We start from the raw sequence: 23,179 nt of genomic DNA on the forward strand, positions 1-23,179 counted from the left end.
CGGATCAGGCGCTGCGCTGGCGCATCGCCTCGTAGAGGCACACGCCGCTCGCCACCGAGACATTCAGGCTCTCGACCGCGCCGGCCATCGGGATGCTCACCAGCTCGTCGCAGGTCTTGCGCGTCAGCTGGCGCATCCCATCGCCTTCGGCGCCCAGCACCAGCGCCAGGGGGCGCTTCAGGTCGCTCTGGTAGATCGTGCCCGGTGCGTCGTCGCTGGTGCCCACGCACCAGATGCTGCGCTCCTTGAGTTCATTCATCGTGCGCGCGAGATTGGTCACCATGAAATACGGCACCGTCTCGGCCGCGCCGCTCGCCACCTTGGCCACGGTGGCGTTGATGCCGGCCGCATGGTCCTTGGGGGCGATCACCGCATGGGCGCCGGCGCCGTCTGCGACGCGGAGGCACGCGCCCAGGTTGTGTGGATCGGTCACGCCGTCGAGCACCAGCAAGAGGGGCACGGTGCCGGCCTCTTCGAGGCCCTCGAGCAGTTCATCGAGCGAATGGATTTGCGCCGTGGGCTCGACCCGCGCCGCCACGCCCTGGTGGCCGTGGCTGCCGGCGAGCTTGGCGATGCGGAGGCTGTCGGCCTCGACCAGCCGCACACCGGCTTCTTGCGCACGCGCGATGAACTGTTTCATGCGCGCATCGCGCCGGCTGGCATCGAACAGAACCTCGAGCACCGATTTCGGCGCGGTCTTGATTCGCACGCCCACGGCATGGAAGCCGAAGATCACTTTGGGGGAAGACATCCCCCCGATTATCCCTACCCCCGGGGATCGCCCCTCAGGCCCTCAGGCGATCGGCAGACCGCTGAGCGCCCGGGTGCGCTCGTCGTGCAGTTCCTGCACCGCCTGCGCATTCGGATGCACCCGCCCGGTGTTGCCCACGCTCTCCAGGTACTGGCAGGCGGCATGGCCTTCGGCGGCCTTTTCGTACTGCGCAATCCAGGCGTCGCGCACCGGCAGCTTCTCGGGCGACACGGGCCACACGCCCGGCTGCGGCCGGATGTGCTCTCCGATGCCGATGCGCCAGGGCTTGGCGCTCAGGCGGGCGCGAAAACAGTTCTGGTTGCGGCACATGCGCGCGTAGACCTTGTCCACGCCCAGCGCCTGGAAGCAGTCGGCCACCGTCATGTCGGTCGGACTGAAGACGTCGTGCATCGCCAGCAGGCGAAAGCCCGCGGGCGTGCGATACACCCGCAGGTGCCAATCAGGATGCTGGTGCAGGAAGCGCCCGATGCGCTCGGCCGCGCGCTTTTCGGGCGCGGGGTTCGTGCTGGCCTCCCCACGCTTCTTGGCCACGCCGATGCGGTAGGCGACGATGAAGACGACGATGGCGGCAATCAACCCGCCCACCCAGGTCTTGGCTGTCCATCCGCCAACGATGCCCGCAATCAGCGCCGGCACCAGCGCAAAGCCGAACACGCTGGTGCGCAGGGGTTCGTCGAAATCGATGTCGACGAACATCACGTCGGGCGTATTGAGGCAGCGTGCCCCGTAGCCGTTGCGCGTGACGACGCTCTCGCCCTGCCGCTCGACGATTTCCTCGCGAATCGGCATGCCGTCGGCGCCGTTGTAGGCCACCTTGCGTTCGCGACGCTCGAGCGTTTCGCCGCTCACGATGCGATCGAAGGCTTCGCGGGTGCGCTGGTCGGCATGCGCCTGCGCGGCCAGCGGGCTGTCGTCCGACCAGCCATAGCGCCGCACGGTGATCTGCTTGCCGTCCACCCGCTCCTGGATGCGGCCTTCGGCCCAGAACTGGGGAACGATCATCGCTTCAGGCGCCCTTCACGAAATACAGCCAGGCCAGCACCACGACCAGCACGACGATGACGATGGGCAGCAGCTTCGAGCCCCCTTGCGACACCCGCCCCGGTTCGGCCATCGGGTTCGTCGGAATGCCCGACGGCAAATGCCCGAAATCGCCGGCCGCCGGATTCTGGTGGTTCTCGACCAGTTGCTTGGCCTCGGCCAGTCCGAGGCCCGTGGCTTCGCGCGTGAGGCGAATGGCCTCGATCTTGTTGCCCTTTGCCAGGGCAGTGAGCGCAGCCGACGGCACTGCGGCGGGCCCGTTGCCCTGCATGCCCGCGCCCTCGGGTTCGCCGCGGCCCCAGTCGCCCTCCTGCCAGTCGGCCGGTGCGCCCTCGCCATTGGCGTAGCGCTCGACGGCCTCCTTGGACGACTTGAGGTCCAGGCCGGTCTTGTCGCGCACGATCTTGATGGCCTCGATCAGGCTGCCGCGCTGCACCGCAGCGATGGCTTCGGGTGGAAGCTGCTTGTCCATGGTCCTCTCTCCTCGTGTTGCGGCCCCTGTACTGGGGCAAGGCGGCTCAGGCGGCCTGCTCGACCGTCGAAACCGGCGTTTTCTCGTTGAGCGACACGCGTCCGGCCTCGATGGTGATGCGGCGCTCGCAGCGGGACGCGATGCCGCGGTCGTGGGTGACCAGCACCAGCGTCGTGCCAAGTTCGCGGTTGAGGTCGAACATCAGCTTCATCACCTGCTCGCCGGTGGCGAAGTCCAGGCTGCCGGTGGGCTCGTCGGCCAGCAGCAGCGCCGGCTGGACCACGAAGGCCCGCGCCAGCGCCACGCGCTGCTGCTCACCGCCCGAGAGCACCTTGGGGTAGTGGCCCAGGCGCTGGCCGAGGCCGACGCGGCCGAGCATCTCGGTGGCGGCCTTGCGGGCGTCCTTGCGATTGGCCAGCTCCAGCGGGAGCATCACGTTCTCGAGTGCGCTCAGGTTGCCCAGCAGCTGGAAGCTCTGGAACACGAAGCCCACGCGCTGTGCGCGCAGGGCGGCGCGTTCGTCCTCGTCGATGGCGAAGATGTCGTCGCCCGCGAGCTTGACCGTGCCGCGCGTCGGCGTATCGAGCCCCGCGATGATCGACAGCAAGGTGCTCTTGCCGGAGCCCGAGGCGCCGACGATGGCGGCGGTTTCCCGCGCGCCGAGGGTGAAATCGATGTCCTGCAGAATGTCCAGCGTGCCGGCCGAATCGGTGACGGACTTGAAGACATGCTCGACGGCGACAATGGCATCAGACGGGGGTTGGGACATGGAAAGGCTTTGGTTTTGAATCGACGTGACTTTATCTTGACCACCGCCGCACTAGGCGGTGCGGGCAGCGCGGGAACATGGACGGCCGCGGCGCACGCCCAGGCCACCAACGCAACCGGCAACAAGCCGGTCATCCTGGTGCTGGGCGATTCGCTGAGCGCAGAGTACGGCTTGAAGCGTGGCGAAGGCTGGGTACCCTTGCTGGAAAAAAGGCTTGCCCAGCAGAAGATCGCGGCCACCGTGGTCAACGCCAGCATCAGCGGCGACACCAGTTCCGGCGGACGCGCCCGCTTCCCCGCCCTGCTCACACAACACAAGCCCAGCCACGTGGTGGTGGAGCTCGGCGCCAACGATGCGCTGCGCGGCCTGCCGCTCTCGGACACCGAGGCCAACCTGCTGCAGATCACCAAGGCCGCGCAGGCCGCGGGCGCGAAGGTGCTGATCGTCGGCATCCAGGTGCCGCCGAACTACGGCGGCGACTACACGCGGCGCTTCGAGGCGGTGTTCTCCAAGGTGGCGAGTGCGACCAAGTCGGCGCTCGTTCCCTTCCTGCTCAAGGGCGTGGCCGATGCGCCCGACGCCATCTCGCTGTTCCAGGCCGATCGTATTCATCCGACCGCCGTGGCGCAGCCGCAGTTGCTCGACAACGTCTGGCCCGAACTGCGCAAGCTGCTGCCCAGGTAAATCGGGCGGCGCGCGAAAAGAAAAAAGCCGCCGCAGGCGCAGGCCTGCGGCGGCTTTTCGATGGGGACGCCAGGAGCGGATCAACCGTTCTTGGTGGGCAACTCGGGCACCGTGGGGGGATCGCGTTCGAGCGATGCCACGTCGGTCTCCGGGTCTCCGGGAGCCAGTCCGTCGCTGCTCGGGCTGAGCTTGCGATATTGCTTCTCGCGGAGCTTTTCTTCCTTTTTTTTCTTCTTGGCCAGCTCTTTCTGGCGCTTCTCATAGCCGTAATTTGGTGTTGCCACTGCTTCTCCTTGAGGCGAGACAGTCACGGTGACTGTGCGTCGCCTACTGTAAGCGATAACGGTGCAGTCTCAAGGCGTGGCGCCGGGTGCCGTTTCGAACTCGAACACACCTTGCAAACCGGGGTAGCGCTGGTGCATGAACCAGCCCATGGCGCCCGCGCCAGCCACCATGGCCAAGACCATCGCGGCCACCATCCATCCGATGTGTTCGCCAAGCGGCCAGAGGAAGATCACGCCCAGCACCGGCACCAGTCCGCCGAGGGACGACAGCCACATCCAGCGCCTCGGGGCGAGCATCGGCGCCCAGGTCTGCGGGTCGATGCCGGCATCGATGAACACCTCCGCATCGAAGCGCAGGCGCGGCCGGGGCCGGGTCGCCAGATGCAGCAATAGCGCGCGCAGCAGCACGGCCCGGTTGCGAAAGCGAAGGACGCGGCCGGTGTCGATGGTTAGCGCCAGCGGCAGCCGGATTTCCCTGGGCTCGCCGCCCCGCACCGCCTGCTGGAACACCAGCCGCTTGACGATGGCTTCGCTCGATGCGAACTCCGTCTTCACGTCATCGAAACCCATGCGCGCACGGCACACCTCGTGCCATGCCACGGCCTGCGGCGATGCTGGGTCGCCCCAGCGCATTCCTTGCGCATCGATCCGCAGCATCGTCCCCTCGCCCACCCGCGAAAACTGGCGCAGCAGATACCAGATGCCGCCGCCCAGCAGCCCGAACAACGCCAGTCCGAGGAGCACGACGATCGCTTCGTTGCCGCGCGCGTTGGACCAGTCCTCCTGCAGCACGGCACCGGCGACGAGTACCGCGGCCATCAACACGAAAAACGCCACGAGGCCACCGATCAGGAGCCGCGTCCCGCGCAGGTCCGGCACGCCTTCCAGCGGCCCCGCTTGTGCGAGCGCTTCCAGCACATGCGCGGGCACGTTCAGCACCCGCGGCGCAACGACTTGCGACGCGGGCGGCACCACGTCGCGCGCAGCACGCGGCGCGACGTACCGGCTCTTGCGATTTTTTCTGCCCACTGCGCGCAGCAGGCCTTACATCTGCCCCAGCGCCTGCTGCAGGTCGCCGCGAAGGTCGTCGACGTCTTCCAGCCCGATCGAGAAGCGCACCAGCGTGCCCTTGTAGGGCCAGCGCGCCACGCTGGCATCGCGCATCAGGCCGATGTCGTAGGGCACCACCAGGCTGATCGGGCCGCCCCACGAATAGCCGAGGCGGAAGAGCTTCAGGCTGTCGCAGAAACGATCGACCTGCTCGGTGCTGTAGCGCTCGTCGAACACGACCGAGAACAGGCCCGCGGCCAGGTCGTTGGCGCCGCACAGCGCGCGCCAGTTGGCGTGGCCGGGCGAATCTTCCAGCGCGGGGTGCAGCACCTGCGCGATCTCCTCGCAGCCGTTGAGCCAGCCGGCCAGTTCGCGCGCCACACGGTCGTGCGCCGCATAGCGCAGGCCGATGCTCGGCAGCGAGCGTAGCAGCGTCTCCACATCGCCCACGCCGGCGCCGAAGCCGATGCGCATGTGCGCGAGCTTGAGCGCGCGGTGCAGCCGCTCGTCGTTGGTGACCACGCTGCCCATCAGCACGTCGCCGCCGCCGCTCGGGTACTTGGTGAGCGCGTGCACCGAGATGTCGACGCCCTGCCCCGTGCCGTTGAAATCGAAGGGCGCGAAGGCCAGGCCCGCGCCCCAGGTGTTGTCCAGCGCCGTCACCACGCCGCGCGAGCGGCACACGTCCACGAGCGCGGGCAGGTTCGGAAACTCCATCGTGACCGAGCCCGCCGCTTCCAGCCACACCAGCCGCGTGCGGTGCGAGATCTTGACCTCCAGGTCGGCCGGGTTCATCGCGTCGTACAGGCGGTGCGTGATGCCGAAGTTGGCCAGTTCGCCCGTGGCCAGCGCCTTGTTGGGGCCGTAGGCGTTGTCGGGAATCAGCACCTCGTCGCCGGTCTTCAGGAACGCGAACGAAACCAGCGAGATGGCCGCCAGGCCGCTGGGCACCAGCAGGCATTCGGTGCCGCCCTCGAGCGTGGCCAGGCGCTCCTCGAGCGTGAACGTGGTCGGCGTGCCGTGCAGGCCGTAGGTGTAGCCCGCCTTGGTCTTCCAGTCGCGTGCACGCATGGCGGCCACGTCGGCAAAGAAGACGGTCGATGCCTTGAACACGCCGGGCTGCGGCGCGGCGAAGGTAGCCGGCGGGGTGTAGGGATGGTGGATCAGGGTCGTCGAAGGCTTGCTCATGTGCCGATGCTAGCGCGCCCGTCACACGCGGGGAAACCGGGCGCCCTAGACTCGCGGCTTCGCGACCTCGCGCTTTCGCGAAGCACGCCACACACCCCTCACCAGGAGCCCGTCGATGCCGATCACGAACCCGCAGTTGCAGAACCACCCATTCCTTCAGGACATGTACCGCGACGCGTACTTTCCCGACTTCCTGGTGGACAAATGCAAGCAGATCCTGGTCGATCTCTGCGAGGCGATCGAGGCGAAAAAACCAGCCAACGACGCCGACCTGCTGAAGCTGACGCACGCCGCCACGAACCGGTTCAACGATTTGGTCGAGGAATTCGAGGAGAACGACAGCGAACTGAAAACAGGCGCGCGCGAAGCCATTGGCGCGGACTTCGAGACCATCGTCAGGGCCTACGGGTTCGTCGATGTGGACATCGAGGATGTGATCGCCACGCGCGACTGGTAAGCCGGGCGGCGCCATCGCACAATCCGCCCGATGGGCCACAGCCTGTTCCAACCGGGGTTCGCAGCATGCAGCTGACGCGGCCCCCTCCTCCCCATCTGCAGCCATTCATCAAGCTGCTGTGGGCCTCGGCGCCCGAAGGCATGCCGACCGAACGGCCGGGCGCGCGCGAGCATGTGCTGCCCACGGGCGGCATGCACCTGGTGTTCCGCCTGTCGGGCCCGCCGCTCAAGCTGTTCGATAGCGCCGACGACACACGCGGCCAGACCCGCGGCTACGCGATCGTCGGTGGCGCGCGCGCCGCCTCCTACATGCGCGATGTTTCGGTGGCCACGCGCTCCGTCGGCGCGCAGCTTCAGCCCGGCGCCGCGCGCGCGTTGCTCGGCGCGCCCGAGGACGCACTGGCCAGCCAGCACACGCCGCTCGACGCGCTCTGGGGCGCGCGGCAGACCGATGCCGCGCTTGAACAAGTCCATGCGGCGGGCGACCTCGAAAGGCAACTGAACGTCTTCGAAGCCCTGCTCGCGCAGCGCGTCATCGACGCGCTCGGTGCCGGCCTGCGCGGCCTGCATCCGGCCATCGCCGCCACGCTCGGACCGCTGGCCCGCGAGAACCCTTCGATCGCCGGGCTGGTGACGCGCAGCGGGTACAGCCATCGCCGCTTCATCGCGCTGTTTCGCGGCGCGGTCGGCCTCAGCCCCAAGGAGTACGCGCGCGTGATGCGTTTCGACCGCGCGCTGACGTTGGCAAGCGACCCCGCACAAAGCTGGGCCGAGATCGCGCTCACCGCCGGCTACAGCGACCAGGCGCACCTGAGCCGCGAGTTCTCCGCGCTGGCGGGCATGTCGCCGCAGGCGTGGCGGCGGACCGGGGCCACGTCGCCGCGGCATGTGCCCGCGGGCACCACAGCAGGTCAAATTCGTTCAAGACGCTAGCGGCGCGGCAACCCAGAATCGGCGCCACGACAACTGCTTTCCTTCTCTCGAAAGGCAATCCTCATGGCGATCCACGAACTGTTCCCGTACCTCTGCGTCGACGATGCCGGAGCGGCCATCGACTTCTATTGCCAGGTCTTCGAAGTGAAGGAGATCTTCCGCCTCACCGAGCCCAGCGGGCGCATCGGCCACGCGGAGCTGGACTTCCACAACGGCGCGATCCTGATGATTTCGGACGAGTTCGCCGAATACAACATCCGCAGCGCCAAGACGCTGGGCGGCAGCGCAGTGACGCTGCACCTGCATGTGGACGATGCGGATGCGGTGGTGACACGGGCCGTGGCGGCCGGCGCAACGCTCGACATGGCGCCGCAGGACCAGTTCTACGGCGAGCGCTCCGGGGTGTTTCGCGACCCCTTCGGCCATCGCTGGAACGTGGGGCACAGCATCGAAAAACTGACACCGGAAGAGATGCAGCGGCGCTACACCGCAATGCTCACTTCCGGCGACGGCTCGTGCGGGGCCTGATCAGGGCTTGATCAGACCGACCACTTCTCGAGCAGCTTCTCTGCGCCGAGCGAGTCGTAGCCCTCGAAGGGCTGGTGGATCCAGGGGTTGGTCGCCAGGTACTCGACCGAGTAATCGGGCGTGAAGGTCGACAGCGCCTTGGTCCAGATCACGGCGCTGCGCAGCTCGGTGATCGGCTTGTAGTTGTTGCGCAGCATGTCCATCACGGCATGCAGCGTGTGGCCCGAGTCGGCCAGGTCGTCCACCAGCAGCACCTTGCCGGCGATCTCGCCCTTGGGCGTCGTGATGAAACGCGCGATGTCCAGATGGCCCTGCACCGTGCCGGCGTCGGCGCGGTAGGAGCTGGTCGACATGATCGCCAGCGGCTTGTCGAAGATGCGCGAGAGCACGTCACCCGGGCGCATGCCGCCGCGCGCGAGACACAGGATGGTGTCGAACTCCCAGCCCGACTGGTGCACCTTGATCGCGAGCTTCTCGATCAGGTTGTGGTACTCGTCATAGCTGACGTAGAGATGTTTGCCGTCTTCGGTCAACATGGGTCTTTGTTCCTCTTCAGTCGGCCAGGTAGGGGTGACGCATCATGATCGTGTGGTCGCGATCCGGGCTCGTGGACACCATGTGGATCGGCACACCGGTGATCTGCTCGATGCGCTGCAGGTAGAGGCGCGCATTGACCGGCAGCTTGTCGTACTGCGTGACGCCCACGGTGCTCTCGGTCCAGCCTTCGAGGGTTTCGTAGATCGGCGTGCAGCGCTCGATTTCGTCAGCGCCCATCGGCAGGATGTCGGTGGTTTCGCCGTCGAGTTCGTAGCCGGTGCACAGCTCGAGCTTCTCGAGGCCGTCCAGCACGTCCAGCTTGGTGATGCACAGGCCCGACAGGCCATTGACCTGCGCCGAGCGCTTGAGCAGCGCGGCGTCGAACCAGCCGCAACGACGGCTGCGGCCGGTGGTCACGCCTTTTTCGGCGCCCACGGTGCTCATGTGATAGCCGGGGGTGCCGGGCGTGGCCCAGTCGAGTTCGGTCGGGAACGGACCGCCGCCGACGCGCGTGCAGTAAGCCTTCGTGATGCCCAGGATGTAGTGCAGCATGCCCGGGCCCACGCCCGAACCGGCGGCGGCGTTGCCGGCCACGCAGTTGCTGGAGGTGACGTACGGGTAGGTGCCGTGGTCCACGTCGAGCAGCGTGCCCTGAGCGCCTTCGAACAGCAGGTTGGCGCCGGCCTTGTTGGCGTCGTTCAGCTCGCGCGAGACGTCGGCCATCATCGGCTTGAGCAGCACGGCGTGGCGCATGGCTTCGTCGAACACGGTGTCGAAATCGACGGCCGGTGCGCCCAGCACCTGCGTGAGCACGTGGTTGTGCAGGTCGAGCAGCACGCGCAGCTTGGCGGCGAAGCGCTCGGGGTGCTTCAGATCCTGCACGCGCAGCGCGCGGCGGGCGATCTTGTCTTCATACGCCGGACCGATGCCGCGGCCGGTGGTGCCGATCTTCTCGACGCCGCCCTTCTCGCGATAGGCCTCGCGCGCGATGTCCAGCGCGGCGTGGAACGGCAGGATCAGCGGGCAGGCCTCGCTGATGCGCAGGCGCGAGCGCACTTCGACGCCGGCTTTCTCCAGGCCTTCGATTTCCTCGAAGAGCTTGGCGGCCGACAGCACCACGCCGTTGCCGATGTAGCACTTGACGCCGGGCCGCATGATGCCGCTCGGGATCAGGTGCAACGCGGTCTTCACGCCGTTGATGACCAGCGTGTGGCCCGCGTTGTGGCCGCCCTGGAAACGGACCACGCCCTGGGCGCTTTCCGTCAACCAATCGACCAGCTTGCCCTTGCCTTCATCGCCCCACTGGGTGCCGACGACGACCACGTTTCTTCCGGTGGTTACGCTCATGCTCGTTCCATTGCTTAAAAATTCAGATCGCTCGGACATTCCATTGGCCAGCTTGCTCGACGAGCTCGCGGTCGCAGTGGAATTCATCGATTTCGCTGCCGTGTCCCGGCAGCACACAGACAACCGTTTCACCGGCCTTGCGCAGTTGGGCGATGGCCTGGCGCAGGCCCGCCGCATCGCTCCAGGGCGCGCGGATGGCGGCGCGCAGCGGGCGTGCCGGCAGCACGCCGACCAATTCGCGCACATCGAGGCTGAAACCGACGGCCGGGCGGTTGCGGCCGAACACGGCGCCCACCTCGTCGTAGCGGCCGCCGCGCACCAGCGAATCGGCGGCACCAGGCACGTAGATGCCGAAGCGCATGCCGCTGTAGTAGGCATAGCCGCGCAGGTCGGCCAGATCGAAGCTGATCTGGCGCCCGGCCGAGCCGTTCAGGCCGGCGGCGAGTTGCTTCAGGTCGGCCAGCGCGGCGCTTACGGACGGCGTGCCCTTCAGGGCTTTGGCTGCCTCATCGAGAACCGACGCGTCGCCGTACAACTGGACCAGCGCGCGCAGCCCGTCGCGTGAAGCGGCCGGGAAATCCTTCGTGAGCAGGTGCAGTTCGCTCGCGTCCTTGGCGGCCAGCGCGGCGTGCACACGGGCGAGCGCGGCGGCGTCGACCGGCACGCCGGCGAACAGCGCACGCACGATGCGGGCGTCTGCCAGGTCGACGATCACGCCGTTGCGCAGGCCCGCGGCATCGAGGCAGTCGAGCGCGAGCAGCAGGGTTTCGGTGTCGGCTTCGAGGCCGGCGTGGCCGTAGATCTCGGCGCCGAACTGCAGGGGCTCGCGGGTCGCATGCGGGCGGTCGGGCCGGGTGTGAAGCACCGGGCCGCAGTAGCAAAGCCGGGCCACGCCGTCGCGGTTCAGCAGGTGAGCATCGATGCGCGCCACCTGGGGGGTGGTGTCGGCACGAAGGCCCATGCTGCGGCCGGATAGCTGGTCGACGAGCTTGAAGGTTTGAAGGTCGAGCGCCTCGCCGGTGCCGGAAAGCAGCGACTCGAGGTGCTCGAGCAGCGGCGGCATCACCAGCTCGTAGCCATAGCCACGGGCGGTATCGAGCAGCTGGCGTCGAAGTTCTTCGATGTGGCGCGCCTCGGAAGGCAGCACATCGGCAATGTGATCCGGGAGGACCCAGGCGGACATGGGGATCGGGGGCGTGGTTAAACCGGGATTCTACCGGGACCGCGCTACGCCAAAACCCAAAGTAGTACCAAGCCCAACAAGATGCTGCAAAGACCGAAGAAACGCAGCTGCCCGTCGCGCAATTGCATCAGCTGCCCGAAGCCGCGCCGCCAACCTCCCGGCGACACGAAGGGCAGGATGCCCTCGATCACCAGGACGAGCGCCAGCGCACTCCAGAAGGTCTCGGCGCTCACTGAACCCCGGAGCAGATCAGCGGCGGGGTGCGTTGCCCGCGGAGCCGGAGCCCTGCATGGCACGGAAGAAGTCGGACGAAGGGTCGACCACCAGCACGTCGCTCTTCTTGTTGAAGCTCTGCTTGTAGGCCTCGAGGCTGCGGTAGAACTGGGCGAACTGCGGGTCGCGGCCGAAGGCCTCGCTGTAGGCGCTGGCGGCCTGGGCATCGCCCTCGCCCTTGATCTTCTGGGCGTCGCGATAGGCGTTTGCCACGATCACTTCACGCTGGCGATCGGCATCGGCGCGAATCTTTTCGCCTTCGGCCGTACCGGTCGAGCGCAGCTCGTTGGCCACGCGCTTGCGTTCGGCTTCCATGCGGCGGTAGACCGATTCGGTGATCGCTTCCACATAGTCCACGCGGGTGATGCGCACGTCGACCACATCGACGCCCCAGGGCTTGCTGCCCTTCACCACGGCCAGCACTTCGCGCTGCACGTCGGCCATCAAGGCCTCGCGACGCACCGAGATCAAGTCGCGCACCGTGCGCTTGTTGATGTTTTCCTGGAACGCATTGCGCACCACGCGGTTCAGCTGCATGGCACCTGCGTTCTCGTCGAGGCCGACGTTGCGGATGTACGCCTGTGGATCGCTGATGCGCCAGCGCACATACCAGTCGATCACCACGCGCTGCTTTTCAGCCGTGAGCATGGGCTCGGTGTCGATGCTCGACAGCGTCAGGAGGCGCTTGTCGATGTACGACACGTTCTGGAACGGCGGCGGCAACTTGAAGTTGAGGCCGGGCTCGGTGATGACGCTCTTGATCTGGCCGAGGGCATAGACCACGCCGAACTGGCGCTGGTCGACCACGAAGAGGGTCGAGCTCAGCAGCACGAGCAAGACGAGGATCGACGAGGCGATGAATCCGATTCTGTTCATGTTCTTCTAGGCCTTTATCAACGCACGTCACGTTCACGCGAACGGCCGTCGCGTCCACGGCTTTCACCCGTGGGCGGGGCCACCGGGATCACCGACGACTGGGCCGGTGCGGTACCGGCCACGCTCGGGCTGGCAGCATCGACGGGCGTTGCGGCGTTGTTGCCGCTCATCTGCATGAGCTTGTCCAGCGGCAGGTACAACAGGTTGGAGCCTTGCTTGGTGTCGACCAGCACCTTGGTCGTGCTGGCGTAGATCTGCTGCATGGCATCGGTGTACATGCGGTCGCGGGTGACCTGCGGCGCCTTCTGGTACTCGGCCAGCACCGCGCTGAAGCGGCCGGCGTCACCTTGTGCCTGGGCCACGATGCGCGCCTTGTAGGCTTCGGACTCTTCCTTGAGGCGCGAGGATGTGCCGGAGGCAAGCGGCACGACCTGGTTGGCGTAGGCCTGGGCATCGTTCTTGGTGCGCTCGCGCTCCTGGCCAGCCTTGAGCACGTCGTCGAACGCGGCCTGCACCTGCTCGGGAGGACGCACACCACCCTGCTGCAGGTTGATGCCGACCACTTCGACGCCGATCTTGTAGCGGTCGAGGATGGTCTGCATCAATTGCCGCACGCGCGGGGCGATCTGATCGCGCTCTTCGGCCAGTGCCGCATCCATCTTCATCTTGCCGACCACTTCCCGCACGGAGCTCTCGGCCACCTGCACGATGGTTTCGGCCGGCGACTTGCTCTCGTAAAGCCAGGCCTGTGCATTGCTCAGGCGGTACTGCACGGCGAACTTGATCTCGACGATGTTCTCGTCTTCGGTCAGCATGGCCGATTCGCGCAGGCCCGTGGAACGCACGATGGCGTCACGGCCCACGTCGGTGGAACGAATCTGCGTGGTCACCACCACCTCGTGGCGCTGGATCGGGTACGGCAGGCGCCAGTTGAAGCCGGCGTTCACGGTCGACTTGTAGCGGCCGAACTGCGTGACCACGGCCTGCTGGCCTTCGTTCACGATGAAGAAGCCGGTGCCGAGCCAGATCAGGACAGCCACGGCAGCCACCAGGCCGAGGCCGAATCCTGCGTTTTTCATATCGGGTCTGTAGCCGTTGCCGCCACCGCCGCTGTTGTTGCCGTTGGGACGGTTGCCGCCGCCCTTGCCGCCGCCGAAGAATCCGCCGAGCTTGCGATTGAGGTCGCGCCAGAGTTCATCGAGGTCAGGCGGACCCTGGTTGGGACCTTGGCCGCGGGGGCGGTTGCCGTTGTTATTGTTGTTGCCCGAAGGCGGGGGCGTCGGTGCGCCCGGAGGGTCGGCATCGGGGGGCCGGTTGCCGGCTGGGCGGTCGCCATTGGAGGACGACGGCTCGTCGCCGCGACCCCATCGGCCATCGTTCAGATTGAACATGCCCAGAAACCCTCTCCACGCTGGCTTTGCATTCATTCGCTTCGTTCTCTTGTCAGTGGCGGGATTGTGCCCAATCAAAGGGCAGCATCGTGCAATTCAGTGTCGTCCGCAGGGGTCATCGTATCGGCTACGGAGCCCGATAGCCGGGCCAGCTCGGCGCGCAGCAACGGCACGCCCTCGCCGCTCTTGGCGCTGAGGAAGATGCGGGGAGCCTGAACGCCATCGATTTCCATCTCGTCCTGCAGATGCAGCGGACGTTGTGCACTTTCAAGAGCGTCGAGCTTGTTGAATACCAACAGTTGCGGAACGGTGTCAGCGCCGATCTCGCGCAGGACGCTTTGCACCTCGGCCATCTGCTCGGGGTAATGGGGGTTGGAGGCATCGATCACGTGCAGCAGCAGATCGGCATCGACCGCCTCCTGCAACGTGGCCTTGAACGCGTCGACCAAGCCGTGCGGCAGGTCGCGGATGAATCCGACGGTGTCGGAGATCGACACCTGGCGCTTTGCATCGCCAAGATAGAGGTTGCGGGTGGTGGTGTCGAGCGTCGCGAAGAGCTGGTCGGCCGCATAGGCGCGCGCCTTGACGAGCGCATTGAAGAGGGACGACTTGCCCGCGTTGGTATAGCCAACGAGCGAAATGTTGAAGGTCTCGCGCCGTTCGCGCTGCCGACGCTGCGTGCCGCGCTGCTTCTGCACCTTGGCCAGACGCTCGCGCGTGCGCTTGATCGACTCGCTGATCATCCGGCGGTCGAGTTCGATCTGTTTCTCACCGGGGCCGCCGCGCACACCTGCACCGCCGGTCTGGCGCTCCAGGTGGGACCAGCGGCGAACCAGCCGCGTGCTGAGGTACTGCAGGCGAGCCAGTTCGACCTGCAGCTTGCCTTCGTGCGAACGTGCGCGCTGGGCAAAGATTTCGAGAATGAGGAAAGTGCGGTCGTAGACAGCGATGTCGAGCTGGCGCTCGAGGTTGCGCTGCTGCGCCGGGCTCAAGGACTGGTCGAAGATGACCTCGCTCGCCTGATGCATGGCGGCGAGTTCTTTGATCTCGTCGGCCTTGCCGCTGCCCACGAACAAGGCCGCATCGGGCGCCTTGCGTTTGCAGGTGAGTCGGGCGACAGGCGTGAGGCCCGCGGTCTGCGCGAGCAGGCCGAGTTCCTCGAGTTCGCTGTCGAAATGGGGCAGCCCAAAGTCGACGCCGACGAGAACGGCGGCGCCTTCCTGGCGGTGGATCAGTTCAGACAAGCGGAATCAGAAAATGAAAAAGCGCGACGGAGGGGCTCCGTCGCGCTCCGCGCGATCAGGCTGCGGCGTCGTCGTTCTCGGCAGCCGAGAAGTTGACGGCACGACCCGGCACGATGGTGGAAATGGCGTGCTTGTAGACCATTTGCGTCACTGTGTTGCGGAGCAACACGACGTATTGGTCAAAAGACTCGATCTGGCCCTGCAGCTTGATGCCGTTCACCAAATAAATGGAAACCGGCACATGCTCGCGACGCAGGGTGTTCAGAAACGGGTCTTGCAGAAGTTGCCCTTTATTGCTCACGATATTCTCCGTGTTCAAGAGTAGTTGTTGGAGAGATGACCTTAACACAGGGTTTCTGCGCTGCAGCAATAGCAGCCAAAAGCCTTGAGAAAATAACGGTTCTCAAAAGACGGAACTTCCATTCCAGGTGCAACTCATCGGCCGCCATCGGCGGCCAAGCGCCCCAAACGTAATTCAGCTGTCCTTGTCCGCAAAGGGATTCTGCGAGCTCTTGAACTGGATCCGCAAGGGCGTGCCAACCAGGTCGAATTCCTTGCGGAAGCGCCCTTCCAGGAACCGCTTGTACGCGTCGGTCACGTGCTCCAGCGAGTTGCCGTGGATGATGATCACCGGCGGATTCATGCCGCCCTGGTGCGCATAGCGCAGCTTGGGCCGGAACATGCCACCGCGCTGGGGCGCCTGGAATTGCACCGCCTCCAGCAACAACCGGGTGAGCACCGGCGTCGACATCTTGCGGGTGGCCGATTTGTGCGCCTGCGCAATCGCTTGCCACACCGGACCGAGCCCCTGGCGCTTGATGGCCGAGATGAAGTGCAGTGACGCGAATTTCAGGAATGGCAATCGGGTTTCGATCTGCCGCTGGATCTGCTCGCGCTGGTAGCTGTCGACGGCATCCCATTTGTTGATGGCGATCACCACCGCGCGGCCGCTCTCGAGGATGTAGCCTGCAATGTGCGCGTCCTGATCGGTCACGCCTTGCGTCGCGTCGAGCAGCAACAGCACGACGTTGGCCGACTCGATGGCCTGCAGCGTCTTGACCACCGAGAACTTCTCGATCGCCTCGAACACCTTTCCCTTGCGGCGCAGACCCGCGGTATCGATCAGCTCGAAGCGCTGGCCATTGCGCTCGAACGGCACCGAGATGGCGTCGCGCGTGGTGCCCGGCATATCGAAGGCCACCAGACGTTCTTCACCGAGCCAGGTGTTGATGAGCGTGGACTTGCCGACATTGGGCCGGCCAGCTACCGCCAGCTTGATGGGCTTGTTGACGTCGTCTTCGTCGGCCTCATCGTCCGGGTCAGGCAGGTTCAGCGGCTCGAGGGCCAGCTCGACCAGGTCGCGCATGCCCTGCCCGTGCGCGGCGGACACACCGTGCACGTCGCCGAAGCCCAGTTCGTAGAAGTCGACCAGCTTGGTGCCGTCGTGCATGCCTTCGGCCTTGTTGGCCGCCAGCACGCAGGGCTTGCCCAGCCGGCGCAGCTCGTTGGCGATGTCGTGGTCTTGCGCCGAGAGGCCTTCGCGGGCATCGACCACAAAGATCACCACGTCGGCCTCGGCCACGGCCTGCCGCGTCTGCTTGGCCATTTCCTTGTAGATACCGCTGCCGGCATCGGGCTCGAAGCCGCCGGTGTCGATCACGATGAACTCGTGCTTGCCCAGGCGGCCGTTGCCGTAGTGGCGGTCGCGCGTGAGGCCGGCGTAGTCGGCGACGATGGCGTCGCGTGTCTGGGTCAGGCGGTTGAAGAGCGTCGACTTGCCGACGTTGGGACGGCCGACCAGGGCCACGACCGGCTTCATGGCCGGCCTTTCGATGGCGCGGTTTTCATGGTCGGGCCTTGAGAGTGGGAAAAGAAAAGATTAGTCAGGGCGATAGCCAAACACGCCGCCCTTGGCAGTCACGACCACGACCGTGTTGCCGGCCAAGACCGGTGCAACGGTGATGGCGGAGCCATCGGGCGTGACACGATTGAGCAGCGCGCCGTCTTCGCGCGAGACGAAATGCAGCGTGCCGGTGTCCTCGCCGATGATCAGCGAGCGCCCCACCGCGAGCGGCGAGGTCAGCACACGGTTCTTGAAGCGGGTCATTTGCCAGGCGCGTTCGCCGTCGCCGCGGCGCCAGGCTGTGACGCTGCCGTCGGATTCGGTGCCGTAGACAAAACCTTCGTCGCCGGTGACGCCGTCCGCACCTGAGGCCGGCTTGCTCCAGACCAGTGCACCGCGCTGGGTCTCGACGCAACCGACGCTGGCGTAGTAGGCCCGCGCGCAAACGCTGTCGCCGAAGCGGCTCACGCTGCCGGTCAAATCGACCAGGCGCTCCACGTCGTTGGTGCCGCGAGGCGCCGCAATGGGCGACTCCCAGCGCGAGGTGCCGTTGGCCGGGTTGATGCCGACCAGCCGGCCGCCGATGCCCGCGACCAGGGTGTCGCCCACGGCGATCAGCACGCCCGACTTGCGCAGCACGAGGTTTTCACCCGGGCGCTGCTGCAGCCAGAGGCGGCGGCCGCTCTGGCCGTCCCAGGCGCTGATGCTGCGGTCGGCGGTCTGCACGAACACGCGGCGGCCTGCGACCAGCGGTGCGGTGAAGGCCTGGGCCGCCAGCTTCTGCTTCCACAGGACCTTGCCGCCTTCGATGGCAACGAGTTCGTTGTTGGTGGTGACGACTGCGGCCATCGTGCCGTCGCTGCCGACGCCTGCCGCCAATGTGGCGCCAGCGCTCGCACGCCAGGTTTCACGGCCGGCACGGGCGTCGATGGCCACGACGGTGCCGTCGTTGCCGGCCACGGTCACGATGTCGCCGCTGACGTCGGCGGTGAGCGGGAAGCTCACTTCCGGGATCTTCACGCTCCAGGCCTGGCGCACGCCGAGCGTGGCGGGATTGACGGGCAGCTCGGCCGGCTTCGGCTTGCCGGAGCCCGAACAGGCGGCCAGCAGTGCTACCAAAACAAGAGCGGAACCTGCGCGCAAGGCGCCCGATTCAGGCATGAGACGCTTGAAATTCATGATGCGGTCAGGAGTTTTTGGGGGCTGCGGGTGTGACAGTGATGGTCGGCGCCAGGCTCTTCGGGTCGACACCGACCGCGTTCAGCTTGATCTCGACCAGGCGGCGGTAGTCGGAGGTTGCGCCCAAGCCCGTCCAGGCCTTGCGGTATTCCTGCTGCGCCTCGTCGCGCTTGCCCTGCGCCATGTAGATGTCGCCCTTGCGGTCGGCCACCAGCGGTTCGAACTCCTTCGGCACATTGCCGTCGAGTTGCTTCAAGGCTTCGTCGTACGACTTGCCATCGAGCAGTTCGGCCGCGAGCCGCAGCTTTGCGATGGCCTGGTAGCCCGGGTCGACGGCGCTCTGCGCCACCCAGCCCAGGGCGGCACGCGATTCCTCGACCTTGCCCTTTTCGTACAGCGTCTTGGCAGCCAGCAGGCCCGCCTGCTGCGCATACGCGGTGCCGGCAAAGCGTTCCTTCATGTCGCCTAGCACGCGCTGGATGCGCTCGACGTCGCCAGACTGCGTGCTGCGCTCGACCTCGTCGTAAAGGGCCGCGGCCTGGGCTGCCTTGTTCCGCTGGAAGTACTGCCAGCCGTTCCAGGCCACGAAGGCGCCGGCGATGAGCAGCACGACCCAGGTGATCAGGGTGCCGTAGGTGTTCCAGAAATGCTTGAGCTGGTCGAGCTGTTCCTGTTCTTCGAGGTCGAGATGGGTTGCCATGCGCTGTCAGGTGTTGGGAGCCGGGGATTGTAGGGTGGCGGCCCAGGTGGCCACCTCGGCGAGGGGCCGGGCGATTTGCGCGCCGCTGCCGTCGCGCAGTGACTTGAGAGTCACTTCGCCGCGTGCAAGTTCATCGGCGCCGAAGATCAGCGCGTAGGTGGCGCCGCTGTTGTCGGCCCGCTTGAACTGCGATTTAAAGCTGCCGAGGCCGTCGACCGTAGCCGCATGCATCTGCACGCGCACGCCGGCATCGCGCAGATGTTGCAGCGTGCGCAGCACCACGGGCATGGCGGATGCATCCGGAACGACCGCGTAGACGTCGGGCACAGGCAAGGAAATGTCGGTGCCCTGCTCTTTCATCAGGTCGAGCACGCGCTCCACGCCCATGGCCCAGCCCACCGCGGGTGCGGGCTTGCCGCCGATCTGCGCAATCAGATCGTCGTAGCGGCCGCCAGCGCACACCGTGCCCTGCGAGCCGAGGCGGTCGGTCACGAACTCGAACACGCTGAGGTTGTAGTAGTCGAGGCCGCGCACCAGCCGCGGATTGATGGTATAGGCCACGCCGTTGGCATCGAGGATGGCCTTGAGCCCCTCGAAGTGCGCAAGCGATTCAGCACCCAGGAAATCGATCAGCTTCGGTGCCGACTCGACCACGTCCTTCATCGCCGGGTTCTTGGTATCGAGGATGCGCAGCGGATTGCTGTGCAGGCGCCGCTTGCCGTCTTCGTCGAGTTTGTCGGCGTGCTGCTCGAAGTGGGCGATGAGCTGGGCGCGGTGTTGCGCACGCTCGGCGGGTTGCCCGAGGCTGTTGAGCTCGAGACGGACGTCGGTCAGGCCGATCCGCTTCCATAGCGCGTTGGCCAGCAGGATCAGTTCGGCATCGACGTCGGGGCCGGCAAAGCCGAGCGCCTCGGCGCCGATCTGATGAAACTGCCGGAAGCGCCCACGCTGCGGCTTCTCACGCCGGAACATCGGACCGATGTACCAGAGGCGCTTGCCGCCGTCGTAGAGCATGTTGTGCTCGATCACCGCGCGAACCAGGCCGGCGGTGTTCTCGGGGCGCAGCGTCAGATGGTCGTTGTCGCCGTACTTGTCCGAGCGGTCGTGGAAGGAGTACATCTCCTTCTCGACGATGTCGGTCACCTCGCCGATGCCGCGCACGAAGAGCGCGGTGTGCTCCAGGATCGGCGTGCGGACGTTGCGGTATGCAAACCGCCCCATCAGGTCGCGCACCGTGGCTTCGAGCCACTCCCAGCGCGCCGATTCGGGCGGCAATATGTCGTTCATGCCTTTGACGGCATTCAATTTTTCAGCCATGAGTCTGCGGAGGTGTCAGGCGGCGACGGCGTGTTCGCCGCCGAAGCGCTTTTCGATATAGGTTTCGACGAGCTGGTGGAACTCGTTGGCGATATTGTCGCCGCGCAGCGTGAGGGCCTTTTCGCCGTCGATGAAGACCGGCGCGGCGGGCGCCTCGCCGGTGCCGGGCAGGCTGATGCCGATGTCGGCGTGCTTGCTCTCGCCGGGACCGTTGACGATGCAGCCCATGACGGCCACCTTCAGCGTCTCGACACCCGGGTACTTCTTGCGCCAGACCGGCATCTGCAGGCGCAGGTAGTCGTCGATCTGCTTGGCCAGTTCCTGGAAGGTGGTGCTCGTGGTGCGCCCGCAGCCCGGACAGGCGGTGACGCTCGGCACGAACACGCGCAGGCCCAGCGCCTGGAGGATTTCGTTGGCGATCAGCACTTCCTGCGTGCGCGACTCGCCCGGTTGCGGCGTGAGCGACACGCGAATCGTGTCGCCGATGCCCTCCTGCAGCAGGATCGACAGCGCCGTGGCCGACGCCACCGTGCCCTTGGTGCCCATGCCGGCTTCGGTGAGGCCCAGGTGCAGCGGGTACTCGCAACGCTTCGCAAGCTCGCGGTACACGGAGATCAGGTCCTGCACGCCGCTCACCTTGCACGACAGGATGACCTGGTTGCCGGCCATGCCCATCGATTCGGCAAGCTTCGCGGATTCGATGGCCGAGGTGATCAGCGCCTCGTACATCACCTGCTTGGCGTCCCAGGGCTCGGCGCGCTGGCTGTTCGTGTCCATGAGGCTGGCGAGCAGTTCCTGGTCGAGGCTGCCCCAGTTCACGCCGATGCGCACCGGCTTGTTCCAGCGCATCGCGGCGTCGATCATCTGGCCGAACTGCTTGTCCTTCTTGTCGCCCTTGCCCACGTTGCCGGGGTTGATGCGGTACTTGCTCAGCGCTTCGGCGCAGGCGGGATAGTCAGTGAGCAAGCGGTGGCCGTTGTAGTGAAAGTCGCCGATCAGCGGCACGTCGATGCCCATGCGGTCGAGCTGCTCGCGGATGTAGGGCACCTGGGCCGCGGCCTCGGGGGTGTTGACCGTGATGCGGACCATCTCGGAACCCGCGATGGCGAGCTCCTTGACCTGGATCGCGGTGCCGATGGCGTCGACCGTGTCGGTGTTGGTCATCGACTGCACGCGCACCGGCGCATCGCCGCCCACCGTGACGACACGCGGGCCCCAGACCACGCTGGCCTGGCGCGAGCGGCGCGCCTTGGGCGCCGCGGATTCAATGGGTTGGGGTGTGCAGTCGGTCACGATTTCACCTCGAAGCGCGCCACGCCGCCACCGCGGGTGACGGGCTTCAGATCGTAGGGCTTTCCGCTGACCTGCACGTCCACAGCCGACGCACGGCCCACCACCACCGAGAGCGGCAGCGTGCCGGACAGGCCGACGGTTTCACCGGCTTGGAGGCTCCGGCGCAGCAGCTGCTTGCCGCCCGCTTCGGTCACGGTAATCCAGCACTCTTCGCGCGCCACGAAAACCAGTTGCTGGCTGCTGCTCGCGACGGCCACGGGAGATGCCGCGCCAGGCGCGACAGTTGCAGGGGCGGCCGCCGCGGGCGCAGGCCCATTGGCGGCAGCGGCGGGTGCGACACCCGCCGGTCCGGTGGGCGCCACGGCTTGCACGGGAACGTTTTCTGCCACGACGCCGGACGTTCCCGAGGCTGCTCCGCCCGCAGGCGCTTCGCCCGTCGAAGACGCTTCAGGTTCGCCGCGCGATGTGAGGCGCGACACCGAGGCGCCGATCTGGTCGAAAACCGACTGCGGCAGCCAGAACAGCGCGCCCGCGCCGATCAGCAGAAGCACGACCACCGCCAGCAGCGCCCGCGACGGCAGCACGCTGGAGCGCCCGCCATTCCAGCGTGGCGTGCCGGAGACGATGTTGGTCTTGAGAGTCCGGTCGGCCACCGCCAGACCCGCCTGTCTGGTGTTCGGCAGCTTGGCGAGCACCGGCGCCGGATCGATGCGCAAGGCGCGGCAGACGCTGCTGGCCAGGGCGCGCGCGAAGACCGGGTCGGGCAGTGAATCGATGTCGTCTGCTTCCAGCGCCGCGAGCTTTTGCGGCGGCACCTTGAGTGCGGCCGCCACCATTTCGATGTGCAGTCCGTGCGCCTCTCGTGCCTCGCGCAGCAGATCGCCGGCTGTCTTTTGCGCAACGTCGCTTTCCTCGAGCGGCAGTGCCGCGGAGGTTCCGAACTCCGAAACCCGTTCAGTCATTGAAATTCCCGCGCTCGTACGCTGATGCCTCCCGCGATTGAGGGAAGCGGCGTTGCAGCTGGCCTCCCAACTGCGCGATGGCCTCGCGGTTGTTGAGCTTCCGTTCGATCTTGATGCCGAGCCACAGCGTCTCGGCACTGGCCGAGGGGCTGTTGTTGACGCGGCGAATGTAGAACTGCGCGCGCTGCCACTCCTCGCGCTGCGCCAGCACCGACGCTAGGTTGAAGCCGACCACCGGGTTGCCGGCATCGATTTCATAGGCCTGCATCAGGCTGCGCTCCGCCTGCGGGCGCAACCCGGCCTTGAGCTCGCAGACGCCCTGCGTCATGAGCGTCTTGGCACGGTCGGCGTAGCTGGACACGGCGAGCGCCTCGGTGAATTGCTGCGCCGCATCGCCGAAGCGGTTCTGCTGGCACAGCAGCCAGCCGTAGTTGTGGCGGATGTTGGGGTCGCGCGGAGCGATCGCGATCGCGCGGCGGAAGCTGTCTTCGGCCAGGCCGGCATCCTCCAGGCGCATGTAGACGAGGCCGCGCAGGTTGTAGGCGTCTGCGTAGTTGGGGTCGGCCACGAGCGCTTGCTTGATCTCGTCGAGCGCCACGGTGGTCTGGCCGTGCTCGAAGTAGCCAGACGCGAGCTCCATGCGCAGGCGCGCGCGGCGCTGGCGATTGGTCTCATCGGATTCGGTGACGATCTCGGTGCCCTTGCCCGAGCTGGTGTCGGCCAGGCTGGTGGTGGTGGTCCGCGTGTTCACGCAGCCCGTGAGCAGAAACGCCACGGCGACACCGGCAAGGCTCGCAGCCAGCATGCGCTGCGTGCTCGCGGTGATCATCGGAAAGGCCTTGCTCATCGGTTCAATG

26 protein-coding genes are annotated in these 23,179 nt (G+C 66.5%); 4 read left to right on the forward strand and 22 right to left on the reverse strand.

Features of this window, described 5'->3' with window-relative positions; genetic code table 11:
* Positions 1 to 4 precede the first annotated feature (4 nt).
* The 4 genes from rlmB to QF040_RS10245 are packed head-to-tail and all read right to left on the reverse strand — an operon-like array spanning position 5 to position 3,054.
* Positions 5 to 751 carry a 23S rRNA (guanosine(2251)-2'-O)-methyltransferase RlmB gene (rlmB, locus tag QF040_RS10230; protein WP_307505315.1) on the reverse strand — a complete coding sequence of 249 codons (747 nt, stop codon included), beginning with the start codon at positions 749 to 751 and terminating at the stop codon, positions 5 to 7.
* Positions 752 to 793: 42 nt separating this feature from the next.
* Positions 794 to 1,774, reverse strand: a complete 981-nt coding sequence (locus tag QF040_RS10235; RefSeq protein WP_429610931.1) for a hypothetical protein — start codon at positions 1,772 to 1,774, stop codon at positions 794 to 796.
* A 4-nt stretch (positions 1,775 to 1,778) separates the two neighbouring features.
* A complete protein-coding gene (locus QF040_RS10240; protein ID WP_429610932.1) occupies positions 1,779 to 2,285 on the reverse strand; it encodes a ribosomal protein L7/L12 in 507 nt (168 codons plus the stop codon).
* A gap of 46 nt (positions 2,286 to 2,331) precedes the next feature.
* The gene (locus QF040_RS10245) at positions 2,332 to 3,054 is read right to left on the reverse strand and encodes an ABC transporter ATP-binding protein (RefSeq protein WP_280807105.1); all 723 of its coding nucleotides are present in this window, start codon (positions 3,052 to 3,054) and stop codon (positions 2,332 to 2,334) included.
* 36 nt (positions 3,055 to 3,090) lie between these two features.
* Here QF040_RS10245 and QF040_RS10250 point away from each other — a divergent pair, with 36 nt between their 5' ends.
* Positions 3,091 to 3,738, forward strand: a complete 648-nt coding sequence (locus tag QF040_RS10250) for an arylesterase (RefSeq protein WP_429610933.1) — start codon at positions 3,091 to 3,093, stop codon at positions 3,736 to 3,738.
* An 80-nt stretch (positions 3,739 to 3,818) separates the two neighbouring features.
* On the opposite strand, the gene QF040_RS10255 is transcribed toward QF040_RS10250, so the two are convergent.
* The 3 genes from QF040_RS10255 to QF040_RS10265 all read right to left on the reverse strand — a co-directional run bounded on the left by QF040_RS10255 (position 3,819) and on the right by QF040_RS10265 (position 6,260).
* Positions 3,819 to 4,022, reverse strand: coding sequence for a hypothetical protein (locus QF040_RS10255; protein ID WP_013542096.1), 204 nt, complete (start codon positions 4,020 to 4,022; stop codon positions 3,819 to 3,821).
* Positions 4,023 to 4,091: 69 nt separating this feature from the next.
* Positions 4,092 to 5,051, reverse strand: coding sequence for a hypothetical protein (locus QF040_RS10260; protein ID WP_429610934.1), 960 nt, complete (start codon positions 5,049 to 5,051; stop codon positions 4,092 to 4,094).
* A 15-nt stretch (positions 5,052 to 5,066) separates the two neighbouring features.
* Entirely contained in the window at positions 5,067 to 6,260 is a 1,194-nt protein-coding gene (locus QF040_RS10265; RefSeq protein WP_429610935.1) for a PLP-dependent transferase, read from the reverse strand.
* 115 nt (positions 6,261 to 6,375) lie between these two features.
* Between QF040_RS10265 and QF040_RS10270 the strand changes: the two genes are divergently transcribed.
* The 3 genes from QF040_RS10270 (at position 6,376) to QF040_RS10280 (ending at position 8,177) form a co-directional block, all read left to right on the forward strand.
* On the forward strand, positions 6,376 to 6,717 hold the full coding sequence (locus tag QF040_RS10270; protein WP_429610936.1) for a DUF5713 family protein: 342 nt from the start codon (positions 6,376 to 6,378) through the stop codon (positions 6,715 to 6,717).
* A gap of 65 nt (positions 6,718 to 6,782) precedes the next feature.
* Positions 6,783 to 7,649: a helix-turn-helix domain-containing protein gene (locus QF040_RS10275; RefSeq protein WP_429610937.1), complete on the forward strand. Its 867-nt coding sequence runs from the start codon at positions 6,783 to 6,785 to the stop codon at positions 7,647 to 7,649.
* Between the two features lie 63 nt (positions 7,650 to 7,712).
* Entirely contained in the window at positions 7,713 to 8,177 is a 465-nt protein-coding gene (locus QF040_RS10280) for a VOC family protein (protein WP_429610939.1), read from the forward strand.
* 11 nt (positions 8,178 to 8,188) lie between these two features.
* Here the strand turns inward: QF040_RS10280 and QF040_RS10285 are convergent, their stop codons facing one another.
* From QF040_RS10285 to pilW, 15 genes are all read right to left on the reverse strand, one after another.
* On the reverse strand, positions 8,189 to 8,713 hold the full coding sequence (locus tag QF040_RS10285) for a phosphoribosyltransferase (protein ID WP_013542102.1): 525 nt from the start codon (positions 8,711 to 8,713) through the stop codon (positions 8,189 to 8,191).
* Between the two features lie 16 nt (positions 8,714 to 8,729).
* Entirely contained in the window at positions 8,730 to 10,061 is a 1,332-nt protein-coding gene (locus QF040_RS10290) for an adenylosuccinate synthase (protein ID WP_307644240.1), read from the reverse strand.
* Positions 10,062 to 10,083: 22 nt separating this feature from the next.
* Positions 10,084 to 11,244, reverse strand: a complete 1,161-nt coding sequence (locus QF040_RS10295) for an ATP phosphoribosyltransferase regulatory subunit (protein ID WP_429610940.1) — start codon at positions 11,242 to 11,244, stop codon at positions 10,084 to 10,086.
* Between the two features lie 44 nt (positions 11,245 to 11,288).
* Positions 11,289 to 11,477 (reverse strand): DUF2065 domain-containing protein, encoded by a 189-nt coding sequence (locus tag QF040_RS10300; protein ID WP_013542105.1) that lies wholly within the window; start codon positions 11,475 to 11,477, stop codon positions 11,289 to 11,291.
* 16 nt (positions 11,478 to 11,493) lie between these two features.
* On the reverse strand, positions 11,494 to 12,393 hold the full coding sequence (gene hflC, locus QF040_RS10305; RefSeq protein WP_013542106.1) for a protease modulator HflC: 900 nt from the start codon (positions 12,391 to 12,393) through the stop codon (positions 11,494 to 11,496).
* A gap of 17 nt (positions 12,394 to 12,410) precedes the next feature.
* On the reverse strand, positions 12,411 to 13,784 hold the full coding sequence (gene hflK, locus QF040_RS10310; RefSeq protein WP_013542107.1) for an FtsH protease activity modulator HflK: 1,374 nt from the start codon (positions 13,782 to 13,784) through the stop codon (positions 12,411 to 12,413).
* A gap of 74 nt (positions 13,785 to 13,858) precedes the next feature.
* On the reverse strand, positions 13,859 to 15,028 hold the full coding sequence (gene hflX, locus QF040_RS10315; protein ID WP_429610941.1) for a GTPase HflX: 1,170 nt from the start codon (positions 15,026 to 15,028) through the stop codon (positions 13,859 to 13,861).
* Between the two features lie 55 nt (positions 15,029 to 15,083).
* Positions 15,084 to 15,329: an RNA chaperone Hfq gene (gene hfq / locus QF040_RS10320; protein WP_012747311.1), complete on the reverse strand. Its 246-nt coding sequence runs from the start codon at positions 15,327 to 15,329 to the stop codon at positions 15,084 to 15,086.
* A 174-nt stretch (positions 15,330 to 15,503) separates the two neighbouring features.
* A complete protein-coding gene (gene der / locus QF040_RS10325; RefSeq protein ID WP_429610942.1) occupies positions 15,504 to 16,847 on the reverse strand; it encodes a ribosome biogenesis GTPase Der in 1,344 nt (447 codons plus the stop codon).
* A 60-nt stretch (positions 16,848 to 16,907) separates the two neighbouring features.
* Entirely contained in the window at positions 16,908 to 18,050 is a 1,143-nt protein-coding gene (bamB, locus tag QF040_RS10330) for an outer membrane protein assembly factor BamB (RefSeq protein ID WP_429610943.1), read from the reverse strand.
* 7 nt (positions 18,051 to 18,057) lie between these two features.
* Positions 18,058 to 18,750 carry a YfgM family protein gene (locus QF040_RS10335; RefSeq protein ID WP_429610944.1) on the reverse strand — a complete coding sequence of 231 codons (693 nt, stop codon included), beginning with the start codon at positions 18,748 to 18,750 and terminating at the stop codon, positions 18,058 to 18,060.
* A 6-nt stretch (positions 18,751 to 18,756) separates the two neighbouring features.
* Positions 18,757 to 20,067: a histidine--tRNA ligase gene (gene hisS, locus QF040_RS10340; protein ID WP_429610945.1), complete on the reverse strand. Its 1,311-nt coding sequence runs from the start codon at positions 20,065 to 20,067 to the stop codon at positions 18,757 to 18,759.
* A gap of 15 nt (positions 20,068 to 20,082) precedes the next feature.
* Entirely contained in the window at positions 20,083 to 21,360 is a 1,278-nt protein-coding gene (ispG, locus tag QF040_RS10345) for a flavodoxin-dependent (E)-4-hydroxy-3-methylbut-2-enyl-diphosphate synthase (protein ID WP_429610946.1), read from the reverse strand.
* Positions 21,357 to 22,322 (reverse strand): helix-turn-helix domain-containing protein, encoded by a 966-nt coding sequence (locus tag QF040_RS10350; protein ID WP_429610947.1) that lies wholly within the window; start codon positions 22,320 to 22,322, stop codon positions 21,357 to 21,359. Before QF040_RS10350 ends, ispG begins: the two co-directional genes overlap by 4 nt.
* A complete protein-coding gene (gene pilW / locus QF040_RS10355; protein WP_429610948.1) occupies positions 22,315 to 23,169 on the reverse strand; it encodes a type IV pilus biogenesis/stability protein PilW in 855 nt (284 codons plus the stop codon). The genes QF040_RS10350 and pilW overlap by 8 nt, the downstream gene beginning before the upstream one ends.
* Positions 23,170 to 23,179: the final 10 nt, after the last annotated feature.

The organism is Variovorax sp. W2I14, from assembly GCF_050435205.1.
In the GTDB taxonomy this organism is placed as follows: domain Bacteria; phylum Pseudomonadota; class Gammaproteobacteria; order Burkholderiales; family Burkholderiaceae_C; genus Variovorax; species Variovorax paradoxus_C.